At 46.9% G+C, this 13,797-nt stretch carries 12 protein-coding genes; 8 read left to right on the forward strand and 4 right to left on the reverse strand.

Annotated elements, in window-relative coordinates:
- Positions 1 to 110: 110 nt before the first annotated feature.
- The 4 genes from jag to rpmH all read right to left on the reverse strand — a co-directional run bounded on the left by jag (position 111) and on the right by rpmH (position 2,200).
- Entirely contained in the window at positions 111 to 728 is a 618-nt protein-coding gene (jag, locus tag ACFSUC_RS11430; RefSeq protein ID WP_379929740.1) for an RNA-binding cell elongation regulator Jag/EloR, read from the reverse strand.
- A 14-nt stretch (positions 729 to 742) separates the two neighbouring features.
- Entirely contained in the window at positions 743 to 1,495 is a 753-nt protein-coding gene (gene yidC / locus ACFSUC_RS11435; protein ID WP_379929741.1) for a membrane protein insertase YidC, read from the reverse strand.
- Between the two features lie 110 nt (positions 1,496 to 1,605).
- The gene (gene rnpA / locus ACFSUC_RS11440; RefSeq protein ID WP_379929742.1) at positions 1,606 to 1,956 is read right to left on the reverse strand and encodes a ribonuclease P protein component; all 351 of its coding nucleotides are present in this window, start codon (positions 1,954 to 1,956) and stop codon (positions 1,606 to 1,608) included.
- Positions 1,957 to 2,065: 109 nt separating this feature from the next.
- Complete coding sequence (rpmH, locus tag ACFSUC_RS11445) at positions 2,066 to 2,200, reverse strand: 50S ribosomal protein L34 (protein ID WP_379929743.1); 135 nt, start codon at positions 2,198 to 2,200, stop codon at positions 2,066 to 2,068.
- A gap of 698 nt (positions 2,201 to 2,898) precedes the next feature.
- Between rpmH and dnaA the strand changes: the two genes are divergently transcribed.
- The 8 genes from dnaA (at position 2,899) to ACFSUC_RS11485 (ending at position 13,239) form a co-directional block, all read left to right on the forward strand.
- Complete coding sequence (gene dnaA, locus ACFSUC_RS11450; RefSeq protein ID WP_379929744.1) at positions 2,899 to 4,254, forward strand: chromosomal replication initiator protein DnaA; 1,356 nt, start codon at positions 2,899 to 2,901, stop codon at positions 4,252 to 4,254.
- A gap of 171 nt (positions 4,255 to 4,425) precedes the next feature.
- On the forward strand, positions 4,426 to 5,568 hold the full coding sequence (gene dnaN, locus ACFSUC_RS11455; RefSeq protein WP_379929746.1) for a DNA polymerase III subunit beta: 1,143 nt from the start codon (positions 4,426 to 4,428) through the stop codon (positions 5,566 to 5,568).
- A gap of 40 nt (positions 5,569 to 5,608) precedes the next feature.
- Positions 5,609 to 5,824: a S4 domain-containing protein YaaA gene (yaaA, locus tag ACFSUC_RS11460; RefSeq protein WP_379929748.1), complete on the forward strand. Its 216-nt coding sequence runs from the start codon at positions 5,609 to 5,611 to the stop codon at positions 5,822 to 5,824.
- A 32-nt stretch (positions 5,825 to 5,856) separates the two neighbouring features.
- A complete protein-coding gene (gene recF / locus ACFSUC_RS11465) occupies positions 5,857 to 6,972 on the forward strand; it encodes a DNA replication/repair protein RecF (RefSeq protein ID WP_379929749.1) in 1,116 nt (371 codons plus the stop codon).
- Positions 6,973 to 7,013: 41 nt separating this feature from the next.
- Entirely contained in the window at positions 7,014 to 7,268 is a 255-nt protein-coding gene (gene remB, locus ACFSUC_RS11470) for an extracellular matrix regulator RemB (protein WP_379929750.1), read from the forward strand.
- Positions 7,269 to 7,327: 59 nt separating this feature from the next.
- Complete coding sequence (gene gyrB, locus ACFSUC_RS11475) at positions 7,328 to 9,241, forward strand: DNA topoisomerase (ATP-hydrolyzing) subunit B (protein ID WP_379929752.1); 1,914 nt, start codon at positions 7,328 to 7,330, stop codon at positions 9,239 to 9,241.
- Positions 9,242 to 9,316: 75 nt separating this feature from the next.
- Positions 9,317 to 11,893, forward strand: a complete 2,577-nt coding sequence (gene gyrA, locus ACFSUC_RS11480) for a DNA gyrase subunit A (protein ID WP_379929753.1) — start codon at positions 9,317 to 9,319, stop codon at positions 11,891 to 11,893.
- 233 nt (positions 11,894 to 12,126) lie between these two features.
- Positions 12,127 to 13,239, forward strand: coding sequence for an HD-GYP domain-containing protein (locus ACFSUC_RS11485; protein WP_379929754.1), 1,113 nt, complete (start codon positions 12,127 to 12,129; stop codon positions 13,237 to 13,239).
- Positions 13,240 to 13,797 lie beyond the last annotated feature (558 nt).

Consider the following 13,797-nt stretch of genomic DNA (forward strand, 5'->3'; position numbering starts at 1 on the left):
ATCACGTTCTCTATATGATGCTTCAACCATATCCTCATATTATAGCATTTCTGTAAGATTGCAAAAAAATGCAATGACTCCAACGAACTCCCGAAGCCATTGCATTTGCCTTATTTCAACGTAATTACGACTCGTCGATTTGGTTCCTCACCTTTGCTGAAGGTCTTCACCTGATCATGTTCCTGAAGCTGCGTATGAATAATGCGCCTCTCGAGGGCATTCATCGGCTCCAGCATGACCTCTTTCCCTGACCGGATCACTTTCTGCGCCAGTCGCTTGGAAAGCTCCTCCAGGGTCTTCACCCGTCTCTGACGAAAATGCTCTGCATCCACTACGATGCGAAGATGCTTGTCCGAATATCGATTAGCCACGATGTTCACCAGGTACTGAACCGAATCGAGGGTATGTCCCCTTCGCCCGATCAGGATACCAAGCTCCGGACCATGCATATGCAGGACGGTCTGTCCGTCTCGCTCTTCCTGTTCAACCGTGATGTCAATCGAAGCTGCATCAATCAGTTCCTTTAAAAAGGACATCGCTTCTTCAATCGGATCTGGAATCAGGGTCAAGGCCACCTTGGCTTCCTTGGCACCCAAAAGGCCAAATAATCCTTTGGAAGGCTGTTCAAGCACCTCAACCTCTACGCGATCCGAGGAAACCTTCCACTCGGCCAGGCCAGCCTGGACTGCATCCTCCACCGTTTTCCCCGATACAGTCATTTTCTTCATACGGGCATCCTCCCTTACTTTTTCTCCTTGTCTGGTCTCCCATATAAAAAGTAAGTCTGCACGACAGTGAACAAGTTACTATACACCCAGTACAACGGCAGAGCGGACGGGAATGACATCGCCATGACGAAGATCAATACCGGGAAAATCATCATTAACGCCTGCATTTGATTGGCTCCAGGCGGCATATTGGCTTGCATCACTTTCTGCTGAATGAAAGTCGTGATGGCCGCGAGCAGCGGAAGGATATAATAAGGGTCCTTCTCCCCTAGCTCGAGCCACATAAAGGAATGGGTCGCGATCTCGCTGTTCCAGCTGATGGCATGGAACAGGGCAAACAGGATCGGCATCTGAATCAGAATCGGGAAACAACCCGCCAGTGGATTGACACCGTGCTTCTGGAAGAGCTTCATCGTCTCTTCCTGTTGCTTTTTCGGATCATCCTTGTAGCGGTCACGAATTTTCTTAATATCCGGCTGAAGCGCTTGCATCGCTTTGGAACTGCGGTATTGCTTGATGTTGAGCGGCAGAACCAGCAAGCGGATAATAATCGTCAAAATCAGGATTGAAATCCCGTATTGGTTCCAGAATAAATCAGCAAACAAATCCAGTGAATAGGAAATTGGGTATACAAAATACTTGGACCAAAAGTTTCCGTCCAGCAAATCCTCTGTCGTGGTCTTCTCTCCGCCTGTTCCACAACCAGTCAACATCACCAGCATGAAAGCAAGCAAGGCAAGCAAGTACCATTTATTTCTCCGAGACAAGTTTCATTTCCTCCTATCGAACCATCAAACCTCATGATCTTCTATAATGAAATGCCACATTCAACTATATCATAGTTTGACCCTCAAGAAAACTCAACACAAAGGGCTCCCTACCGTTTTTTTGGCTTCCACAACGAAGCCTTTCTAATAATATGTAACACACTCTTTTCCATCTGCTGATACGTCATGTCGGCCACGGGCTTGCGGGCAATCAGAATCAGGTCATAACCGCCAGCAATCTGCTCCCGGTGATGCCGGACAATCTCCTTCATTCTGCGGCGAAGCTTGTTGCGCACAACTGCATTGCCCAGCTTCTTGCTCACTGACACGCCGAGTCTGAACTCTTCAATATTCGCATTTTTGCGACTGTATAACACAAACTGATAGTTGGCGACAGATTGACCAAATCGAAAAACCTGGCTGAAATGCTCCCTCTTTGCCAAACGATATTTTTTTTGCACAACCCATCTCTCCATTATTACGCTATGCCAGTCATTGTCTCCATCCCAATCGCGCTTATACCTCAAAACAAGCTCAAAATGACAAAAAGACCACTTGACGTGGTCTTCATTAAGCACTCAATACTTTTCTTCCTTTGCGACGACGAGCAACTAAAACCTTGCGGCCTGTTGCACTACTCATTCTTTTACGAAAACCATGAACTTTTTTACGCTTGCTAACATTCGGTCTGAATGTAGGTCTCATTTACTTGCACCTCCTCTTGCGGTCTTGCACATCTTCAAACATTCATTACCCTGTTCAAAAATACCTTTTTTCATTAAATCATCTCCCGCCCCAAAAGTCAATGAGAAAAACCGCTCCTTTATTTACCGACCTTCATCCACAGGTATAACCTTCCCTGTCTCTACATATATATATAACAGTTATGCACAGCTGCCGATTTCCTGTCCACCACATCTATTCGTTGCGATCTGGTTATCCACATGGCCAACAGATATGAAATCTCGCATATTTTGTCATCCACTTGTGTATAATTTTTGACGCACCTTCGATCATTATGTCGCTTTCTTCACATTCTATAAACAATATGTAGTATTGTAGATAACTTCTGTCCACAAGTTATTGTGGTTGTGGATAAAATGAGCAAATTCATTGAACTGAGAGCATTTATTTGGTATGATTATCTTGTTTTTGATGTGGATAGCCGTAAACAATGAAATATTTTATTAACAGCCTGTGGATAAAATTGTGAACAACCGCTTTATATCTTGTATATATTTATTCACCATAGCTTAACTGTGTGGATAAATTTCGACAAGATTCTTTTTTTCGCTTTTTTTTGATATTTCGTTTTCATGAAGCATGTCGAATTCGAGGTTTCGATAAGCGGTTGAAATGGAGCCACAGTTTTTTTGTTGGAAGTAGGTAAAGGAGTGACTCCAGTGGAAAGCCATAAGCAGCAAATTTGGCAGCAGATCCTCGATATTATACAAACCAAAGTCAGCAAGCCGAGCTTCGACACCTGGCTGAAATCGACTCGCGTCGTGGTGATGAATGAAACGACGCTGATCGTGAGTGCGCCCACCGTATTCGCCAGAGATTGGCTGGAAAGCCGGTACACCAAGCTGATTCATACGACGGTTTCCGAATTTTTGGGCAGTCCGCTGCAATTGAAGATTATCAGTGATGAAGATGAAGAACAGGTCGAGCTGGAAGAAAAGATGCCCAAGCCCAAGGAAGATCCTGCGGCTGCGTCCGATGAACTCGTTTCCACGATGCTCAATCCCAAATATACGTTTGACACCTTCGTCATCGGTTCCGGAAACCGGTTCGCCCATGCTGCTTCGCTTGCCGTTGCAGAAGCACCGGCCAAGGCGTACAACCCGCTTTTTTTGTATGGGGGCGTAGGGCTGGGCAAAACGCATCTCATGCATGCGATCGGACATTACATTCTGGAGCATAACCCAAAATCGAAGGTGCTCTATATTTCATCTGAAAAATTCACCAATGAATTCATCAATGCCATTCGGGATAACCGGGGAGAAAGCTTCCGCAACAAGTACCGCAATATCGATATCCTGCTGATTGACGACATTCAGTTTTTGGCTGGCAAAGAGCAGACCCAGGAAGAGTTCTTCCATACGTTCAATGCCCTTCATGAGGAACGAAAGCAGATTATTATCTCCAGTGATCGTCCGCCCAAGGAAATTCCGACTCTGGAAGAACGTTTGCGTTCCCGCTTCGAGTGGGGCCTGATTACAGACATTCAGCCTCCTGATCTAGAAACACGGATTGCCATTTTGCGCAAGAAGGCCAAGGCAGAAAACCTGGACATTCCGAATGAAGCCATGATGTATATTGCCAATCAGGTGGACACGAACATCCGAGAGCTGGAAGGGGCACTGATCCGGGTCGTGGCGTATTCCTCTCTTACGAACCAGGATATTACGGCACATCTCGCCGCTGAAGCCCTGAAGGACATTATGCCATCTTCCCGTCCAAAGGTTGTAACCATTCAGGACATTCAGGAGAAAGTCGGGGAATATTACGGTGTACGCATTGAGGATTTCAAGGCACGCAAGCGAACGAAAGCGGTGGCCTTTCCGAGACAAGTCGCCATGTATCTCTCCAGGGAGCTGACAGACTTCTCTCTGCCGAAAATCGGCGAAGCTTTTGGAGGACGAGATCACACAACGGTCATTCATGCCCATGAGAAGATTTCTTCCACTCTGAAGGTCGATCAGGATCTCTATAAATCGATCAATACGCTTATCAACAAGATCAAAAATTCGTCTTAATTCATACACAGCCTATGCACAATTTATTCACATGTGGATAGGCTTAAAATTTGGGTTTAAGGGTACTTATACACATATTCAGGCCCTCTACTATTATTAAGAATAAAATAAAGGTATTATTATATATATGTTCTCCACCCAAAACGAAGAACATGTTTGTAGGAGGAAGTTATGAAATTAACCGTAACCAAGCAAGAATTAAATGAATCCATCCAACATGTCTCCAAAGCCATTTCCAGTCGAACGACCATCCCCATTCTCAGCGGCATCAAAATGGATGTCTCTCATCAGGGCATGACATTAACAGCCAGTGATACGGACATATCCATTCAAAGCTTTATTGCGACAGAAAAAGACGGGAAAACGATCGTAGAGGTGCATCAGCCAGGCAGTGTGGTACTCCCTGCGAAGTTTTTCGTGGAAATTATCAAGAAGTTGCCAGCCGATGAAGTTGAGATTGAAGTCAGCGAGCAATTTCACACCCTCATTCGTTCCGGAAAATCCGAGATCAATATGAATGGCCTGGACCCGGAGGAATACCCCCTCCTGCCCAAGCTGGAAGAAAATCAGATTTTGTCTGTCCCGTCTGATCTGCTGAAATCGATGATCCGGCAGACGATTTTTTCGGTGTCTCAAAACGAGAGCACACCCATCCTGACAGGGGTCCAGTGGCAGCTGTCCAAAGGCAAGCTCAAGCTGGTATCCACAGACCGGCATCGTCTCGCTTCCCGTGAAGTCGAGATTGAGAAGCATGGAGACCTGGAATTTAAAAATGTCGTCATCTCAGGCAAGAACCTGAATGAATTAAATAAAATTTTGCCTGATCAAAACGTCATGATCGATATGGTCGTGGCAGAAAGTCAGGTGCTGTTCAAACTAAATCATCTGTTGTTCTATACGCGCATTCTGGATGGTGTATATCCGGATACGTCAAAAATCATCCCGAGCGGCTTCAAAACCGAGATGGTCATTCATACCAAATCATTCATGAATGCCGTGGATCGTGCCTACCTGCTCTCCCGCGAGGAGAAGACGAATATCGTCAAGCTGATGGCCCAGGGTAATGGCGTGGTAGAAATTTCGTCCAGTCTGACCGAACTTGGCAAAATTACGGAGGAAGTCGAAGCCATTTCCTATCAGGGAGAGCCGCTGAAGATCTCCTTCAACTCCAAATACATGCTCGATGCCCTGAAAGTCACGGACAGCGAGAAGATTCATATCGGCTTTACCGGCGCGATGAGTCCGATTGTCATCCAGCCTGAAGATCATGTACAACTGCTTCATCTCATTCTTCCTTACCGTACGACAAACTAAGAGAAGGACCAAAAAATGAGAATGAAAGGTAGGCGTAAACGTGGCAACAGATGTTCACATTTCTGATGCGTATATTACTCTCGGCCAACTGCTCAAAAAGCTCGATCTTGTATCCACAGGTGGACAAGTCAAATTCTTTTTGGCAGAAACGGCGATCATTGTGAATGGCGAGGCCGAAAATCGGCGGGGGAAAAAGCTGTGGCCAGGTGATCAAGTTCACATTGAGGGCCATGGTGCTGTTCAGATTACCAACTAGCATTTCCGGCATCCATCTAGGAGGAATCCGCTTTGCGGTTAAAACGTTTCCAGCTGCGGCATTATCGCAACTATGAACACATTGAAATTGAGGCAGCGGACCAGGTCAATATTTTTATCGGTCCGAATGCCCAGGGAAAAACGAATCTGCTGGAGTCGATCTATGTACTGGCCTTGACCAAATCGCACCGAACGCACAAGGACAAGGAATTGATTCAGTGGGAACAGCAGCAGGCCAGATTGTCCGGGGAACTGGATCGCAAGTATGGCATCTGCCGGCTTGACCTTATGATTTCCCAGCAAGGAAAGAAAGCCAATCTCAATGGCCTGGAGCAAAAAAAATTGAGCGGCTATATCGGCGCGCTCAATGTGGTGATGTTTGCTCCGGAGGATCTGGAGATCGTGAAGGGCTCGCCCGGTGTGCGACGGCGATTTCTGGACATGGAAATTGCCCAGGTCTACCCGAGCTATGTGCATGAATTGACACAATATCAAAAAATACTGGCTCAAAAGAACCAGCAACTGAAACAGTTCGATCGCAAGGTTCATACCGACATGCTGGACATCTGGAATGAACAACTTGCAAACAGTGGTTCTAAAATCATGAGAAAACGTCAACAATTTATAGATAAACTTCAAAAATGGGCCGAACAGATCCATTTCAGCATTACGGAGGGAAGGGAAAAGCTAGAGATTGTCTATCATCCCTCTATTCCTTTGTTAGATGACGAAACTATGGTTTTCGAGCAATTTATGGTAAAGTTAACACAGAACCAGGAACAAGAACGCAGACGCGGTATGTCTTTGTATGGGCCCCATCGGGATGACCTGCAATTTTTCATCAATGGCAAAGAGGTTCAGACCTTTGGATCGCAGGGGCAGCAGCGCACGACAGCCCTTTCCGTTAAACTGGCCGAAATCGAACTCATTCACCAGGAGGTTGGAGAATATCCGATTCTCCTGCTTGATGATGTATTGTCCGAGCTGGATGAGAACCGTCAGACGAAGCTGATCGAGACCTTTCAGGAAAAGGTTCAGACCTTCATCACCACGACCGGCCTGGAAAGTGTCAATCTGCAAAAGCTGCAGGGTGCGAAGCTGTTTCAAGTCAAGGAAGGATGGATTGACAACAGCGGCTATATTACATAACTGATCGCCTACAGAGCGAGTCAGTTAAGGAGGACGGTTTCATGTTCATCCATTTAGGCGGGGAAAAGGTAATTCGAGCATCAGAGCTGATCGGAATTTTCGATTTGTCCATTGAGGATGTGTCCAAAATCTCCAAGCAATTCATTCAGCAGGCCCACGCAAATAAAAAAGTCGAGACAATCGGAGAGGAATCGCCCAAGTCGATGGTGATCGCCATGGACAAAATTTATTATTCTCCCATCTCGTCTGCCACATTGAAAAAAAGAGCGAAGCATTTGCTCACGCATTTATCTTAGCTCTGCTTACAGAGCTTGCACATACATGAGAATGACCTTAAAGAAGCGGGTGAAAATGGATGTCTGTAAATCAGCATGCCTATGATGAGAGTCAGATACAGGTACTGGAAGGGTTAGAGGCAGTAAGGAAACGACCGGGAATGTATATCGGATCGACAAGCGTAAAAGGCCTGCACCATCTCGTATGGGAAGTCATGGATAACAGTATCGATGAGGCGCTGGCCGGTTATTGTACCGAAATCATCATCACGGTCCATGAGGACAATTGTGTCACCGTACAGGACAACGGACGCGGTATTCCGGTCGGGGAGCATCCCAAACTGAAAAAGCCGGCGGTCGAAGTGGTCATGACGGTGCTTCATGCGGGCGGAAAATTTGGGGGCGAAGGCTACAAGGTTTCCGGTGGTCTGCATGGCGTCGGGGTTTCTGTTGTCAACGCATTGTCTGAATGGCTGCAAGTGGAGGTCCATCGTGACGGCAAGATCCATCAGCAGAAATATTTGCGCGGGATGCCGGCCTATGACCTGAAGGTGGTAGGTGAAACCGACCGCACAGGAACGTCTGTTACGTTCAAGCCAGATGCTGAGATCTTCACAGATACGACCGTATATGACTATGACACACTGCAAAACCGGATCAGGGAAATGGCCTTTTTGAACAAAGGCATCCAGATTACCCTGGTGGATGAGCGGACGGGTGCGCAAGAAGTGTTCAAGTATGACGGCGGTATCAGTTCCTTCGTCGAATACTTGAATCAGTCCAAGGAAGTGCTGCACGAACCTCCGATTTACGTAGAGGGACACCGGGAGCACATTCATGTGGAAGTGGCCTTGCAGTACAACGCCAGCTACTCCGATCATATTTATTCATTTGCCAATAATATCAATACCCATGAGGGCGGGACGCATGAATCGGGTTTCAAGAGTGCGCTTACCCGTATTATTAACGACTATGCAAGAAAGTCCGGAAGTATTAAAGACAATGACTCCAATCTGTCTGGAGAAGATGTGCGGGAAGGGATGACGGCGATTATCTCCGTCAAAATTCCTGAACCTCAGTTCGAAGGTCAGACGAAGACCAAGCTCGGAAACAGCGAGGCACGTGGTGTGGTCGAGTCGTTGTTCTCAGAGAAGTTCCAGGAATTTCTCGAGGAGAACCCGTCTGTCTCCAAGCGGATCATCGAGAAGGCGTTACAGGCTGCAAGAGCAAGAGAGGCTGCACGGAAGGCCAGAGAACTGACGCGGAGAAAGAACGCCCTGGAAGTGAGTTCATTGCCGGGGAAACTGGCGGACTGTTCATCCAAGGATGCTTCCATCAGCGAATTGTATATTGTCGAGGGGGATTCGGCAGGCGGCTCAGCCAAGCAAGGCCGTGACCGTCATTTCCAGGCTATCCTGCCGCTGCGCGGGAAAATCCTGAACGTAGAAAAAGCGCGTCTGGACCGGATCTTGTCCAATACAGAGATTCGCGCCATTATTACAGCGCTTGGCACAGGGATTGGGGAAGATTTCAACATCGAGAAGGCCAGATATCACAAGATCATCATTATGACCGATGCGGATGTAGACGGCGCTCATATTCGCACATTATTGTTGACGTTCTTGTATCGTTATATGCGTGCGGTCATTGAGAACGGCTACGTGTATATTGCCCAGCCGCCTCTATACAAAATTGAGAAAAACAAAGTCATCCGTTATGCCTATAATGACAAGCAGAAGGATGCCATTTTCGCTGAATTGGGTGATGCAGGCGCCAAAGCCAACGTACAACGCTACAAAGGTCTTGGCGAGATGAATCCCAATCAGCTGTGGGAAACCACGATGGACCCGGAAAGCCGTACGCTCCTTCAAGTCACCATTGACGATGCCATTGAAGCAGATCTGGTGTTTGATACCTTGATGGGAGACAACGTCGAGCCTCGCCGTGATTTCATTCAGGAGCATGCTCGCTACGTAGACAATCTGGATATTTGACGGAACGACGAAACTTGCATTCGTCGAACCGATCGCCTGAACAGGTGAAATTGTGAGGATTGAAGGAGGTTAACCATGGCGGAAGAAAATCGCCCTCAAGTGAAGGATCGGGATATTAGTGCGGAGATGCGCAGCTCGTTTATGGATTATGCGATGAGCATCATCGTCAGCCGTGCCCTTCCTGATGTACGAGACGGGCTAAAACCGGTACATCGAAGAATATTGTACGCCATGTCGGAACTGGGCATGTCTCCAGACAAGCCATATAAAAAATCAGCGAGAATCGTCGGAGAAGTGATCGGGAAGTACCATCCACACGGTGATTCTGCGGTGTATGAGACCATGGTTCGGATGGCGCAGGATTTCTCACTGCGCTACATGCTGATCGACGGTCACGGGAACTTCGGTTCCATTGACGGCGATGCGGCTGCTGCGATGCGTTATACAGAGGCACGTCTATCCAAAATTGCGATGGAAATGCTGCGAGATATTCAGAAGGACACCATTGACTTCATTCCCAACTATGACGGGGAGGAAAAAGAGCCATCCGTATTGCCGGCACGCTTTCCAAACCTGTTGGTAAACGGGATTTCGGGGATAGCTGTCGGAATGGCGACCAACATCCCCCCTCATAATCTGGGAGAAGTCATTGACGGTACTCTGGCTTTGATCAAGGACCCGGAATTGACCCCTCTTGATCTCATGACGTATATTAAAGGACCCGATTTCCCGACAGGTGGATACATACTCGGCAGAGAGGGCATCAAGCAGGCTTACTCTACAGGCAGAGGCAGTGTCACGATCCGGGCAAAAGCGGAAATTGAGGAAGTCAACAACAAGGCCAGAATCATTGTCAATGAGCTTCCTTATCAAGTCATCAAGGCCCGACTGATTGAGAAAATAGCGGAACTCGTTCGCGAGAAGAAGATTGAAGGCATTACGGACTTGCGGGATGAATCGGATCGCAATGGCATGCGGATTGTGATTGAACTTCGCCGTGATGTGAATCCGAGTGTCATTCTGAATAATTTATACAAGCAAACCGCGATGCAAACCACCTTTGGCATGAATATGCTGGCGATTGTCAATCGGGAACCGAAGGTGCTCAATGTCAAGGAAGTGCTTCATCATTACTTGCAGCATCAGATTGAGGTTATTCGCAGAAGAACCGAATTTGATCTGAAAAAGGCGGAAGCCAGAGCTCACATCCTGGAAGGTTTGCGCATTGCGCTGGATCATTTGGACGAAGTGATTGCGCTCATACGGGCTTCATCCAATACGGAACAGGCTCGTGAAGGCCTCATGAGCAACTTCCAGCTCAGCCATGATCAGGCACAGGCCATTCTGGATATGCGTCTGCAACGCTTGACGGCCTTGGAACGTGAGAAAATTGAAAATGAATATGCCGAGCTGCTCAAGAAAATTGCCGAGTATAAAGCGATTTTGGCAGATGAGCAATTGGTGCTTGATATTATCAGTGAAGAACTGACCGAAGTGAAGCAGCGTTTCAATGACGAGAGACGGACTGAAATTACGATCGGGGATGAAATGATTCTCGACGAGGATCTGATTCCGCGTGAAGATGTCGTCATTACCGTTACCCATACCGGCTATATCAAGCGTCTGCCTGTCACCACTTACCGCAGCCAGAAACGCGGTGGTCGTGGCGTCATGGGGATGGACACCAAGGAGAATGACTTTGTTGAGCAACTCTTTGTCACCAATACCCATCATTATCTGCTCTTCTTCACCAACAAGGGCAAGGCCTATCGCTTGAAAGCCTATGAAATTCCGGAGCTCGGTCGTACAGCAAGAGGAACGCCGATCATCAATTTGATTCAGATCGAACAGGGTGAGAAGATCAGCGCTGTGATCGAGATCGAATCATTTGATGAACCGAATAACCTCTTCTTCGCCACCAAGCAGGGGATTGTCAAGAAGACGCCGCTCCAGGATTATGTCAATATTCGCAGAGCTGGTCTAATTGCCATTAACCTTCGCGAGGATGACGAACTGATTCGCGTGAAGCTTACCGATGGTCACCAGCAGATCATTATGGGAACCGAAAGCGGGTTATCTATCCGTTTCTCCGAGGAAGATGTGCGGACCATGGGCCGTACCGCAACGGGCGTGAAGGGAATTTCCCTTACAGATCAGGATTCAGTTATCGACATGGATGTCGTGGATGAAGATGATACGGTCCTGATCGTGACGACCAAAGGTTACGGAAAACGTACGCCGATGTCGGAATACCGCATGCAGACACGCGGGGGGAAAGGGATCAAGACGATCAGCCTGACAGAGAAGAACGGGGATGTCGTTGTTCTCAAAGTCGTGAAGCAGGATGAAGATCTGATGGTCATTACCGCTTCCGGCACCTTGATTCGAACCGGGATCGAGGGCATTTCCACGATGGGTCGCTATGCGCAGGGCGTGCGTATTATTCATATTCGCGAGGACGATGAAGTAGCAACGGTCACGCGAGTGAAAAGACAGGATGAAGTGGAAGAATTGGATGAATTGGAACAATTGGAGGAATCCGAATTGTTGGCTGATCCATCTCTCCAGACCGATTCCACAGATGAACAAGCGCTTGCTGATCCGATCGCGGACCAGGATGAAGAGGAAGACGATCAAAACCAAACTGAATAAAAGCTTAGGCAAACAGCAACAAGTGTGCAACTAAGCAAATGTGCAAATGAATACATGAGACAGATAAACAAATGAGATAAATCTACGCATGAGATAGATGTACGAATGTGATAGATAAATGTGAACAAAAAGGATTGGGCTTTAATGCCAATCCTTTTTGTTTTACAATATAGGAAGTGAAAGAGTGCGTTGGCGATGCCAAGGCAATTAACTAATAATAGGGTGAGCCGAACATGACAGAGCGATCGATCCATCGACTGAAGCCAGGCCAGCAGCTCAGTGAGGATGTCCTTACCGGAATGGGCCATGTATTATTCAAAAAGGAAAGAGTACTCATTGAGCAAGATTTGGAGATCCTGCATGCTTTTCTGATCAAGAGCGTTTCTGTGAAAACAGAGGAGCCGGATGAGAAGGCTGAACAGGGAGATCCCGTTCAGAAAGAAAGCAAGGAAAATGAGAAAGCTGCGGATGAGAAGAAGACGGAGAACAAACAAAAGCCCCTTTCGCCATTTGAAGAAGAATATCAAAAGATGGTTGTGCTGCTGCAAAAAACGTTGAAGCAAATCATCGCTGGCGAAATCAATCTGCTAGATATCCGTCAGCAACTGTCTGCGCTTATTCAGCATATCCACGAATATAATGTGCTGACCTATTCTCCGCAGAAGGCGAAAGTGGAAGATTACTTAATACATAACAGCATTGTTGTCAGCTTGACGTCGTATCAGTTGGCCAAATGGATGAACTATGATCAGAAGGATTTGCTGCCAATTGCCCTGGGAGGTCTTCTTCACGATATCGGCAATGTGAAAGTGGATCTGGATATTTTAACGAAACCGGGCAAATTAACAAGCAGCGAGCTGGAAGAGGTTCGCAAGCATACCGTGATAGGCTATAACATGCTCAAGCCGGTTCCTGGACTGAATGAAGGCGTCAAATTGACCGCTCTTCAGCATCATGAAAGGGAAGACGGCAGTGGTTACCCATTGGGGTTAAAATCAGATCGCATTCATCCCTATTCCAAAATTGTCGCAGTGGCAGATATATTCCACGCCATGTCGAGCAACCGCCACTACAAGAAAGCAGCTTCTCCTTATCGGGTGTTGGAACAAATCTTCAATGACTCCTTTGGAAAGCTGGACCCTACCATTGTTCAAACCTTTATTCATAAAGTGACCCAATTCCACAATGGTACTTTGGTCAAATTGAATAATGGTCTGATTGGAGAGATCGTATTTTCCGATCGCAGTCATCCGACAAGACCTTGGGTAAAGGCGGATGGAAAAGTAATTAACCTCGTGCAGGAGACCCATTTATTCATAGACGAAGTCATGAAAATGCAGGATTGAGATCATACAGGGTGCTAAATCAGATTATGATTGACTTTGCCAAGCATCCTGTGATACATTATTACTCGCCGCTTCAAACGGCTTGTCTATCGAACCCCCACAATCGAGTTCATCTCCGTATAGAGTGAATTGGAAACTGGAAAAAGATGAACTTGTCTGAACGGAGCGAACGTGGTAGGATGTAATCCTGCCTCAGCAAGCGTCATAACCCTTCTGGACTCAGCGCCATGTGCGAGAGACCGGATGAAAAAAGCACTTGCAAAAGCGCAAGCGATTGTGATATATTAAAAAGCGTCGCTGAAAACGACAGCGACATGGATAAGTTCTTCTTCACTCCATATCAAGTCATCACCGAGTGAAAAAAGACTTGCCAAACAAAAACGGATGTGTTATGATACTTCTCGCTGCTAACCACGCAGCGAATGAGAAAAGGCATCACACAGACGAAACATCTTGTCCTTTGAAAACTGAACAGCGAGCGAAATTGTCCAAATTTCAAAATAAGGTTTCATTGTCCTTTCCATGATGGATCGGACGGGAACCCCCGGAATGAAAATT

The sequence above is a fragment of the Marinicrinis sediminis genome, from assembly GCF_042685085.1.
Classification (GTDB): Bacteria; Bacillota; Bacilli; order Paenibacillales; family KCTC-33676; genus Marinicrinis; species Marinicrinis sediminis.

What these genes read in the sequence shown, in the direction of transcription:
- gyrA (WP_379929753.1), top strand. Translation starts at nt 9,317, where the DNA reads ATGGCGGAAGAAAATCGCCCTCAAGTGAAGGATCGGGATATTAGTGCG.
- gyrB (WP_379929752.1), top strand. Translation starts at nt 7,328, where the DNA reads ATGTCTGTAAATCAGCATGCCTATGATGAGAGTCAGATACAGGTACTG.
- jag (WP_379929740.1), bottom strand. Translation starts at nt 728, where the DNA reads ATGAAGAAAATGACTGTATCGGGGAAAACGGTGGAGGATGCAGTCCAG.
- dnaN (WP_379929746.1), top strand. Translation starts at nt 4,426, where the DNA reads ATGAAATTAACCGTAACCAAGCAAGAATTAAATGAATCCATCCAACAT.
- ACFSUC_RS11485 (WP_379929754.1), top strand. Translation starts at nt 12,127, where the DNA reads ATGACAGAGCGATCGATCCATCGACTGAAGCCAGGCCAGCAGCTCAGT.
- remB (WP_379929750.1), top strand. Translation starts at nt 7,014, where the DNA reads ATGTTCATCCATTTAGGCGGGGAAAAGGTAATTCGAGCATCAGAGCTG.
- rpmH (WP_379929743.1), bottom strand. Translation starts at nt 2,200, where the DNA reads ATGAGACCTACATTCAGACCGAATGTTAGCAAGCGTAAAAAAGTTCAT.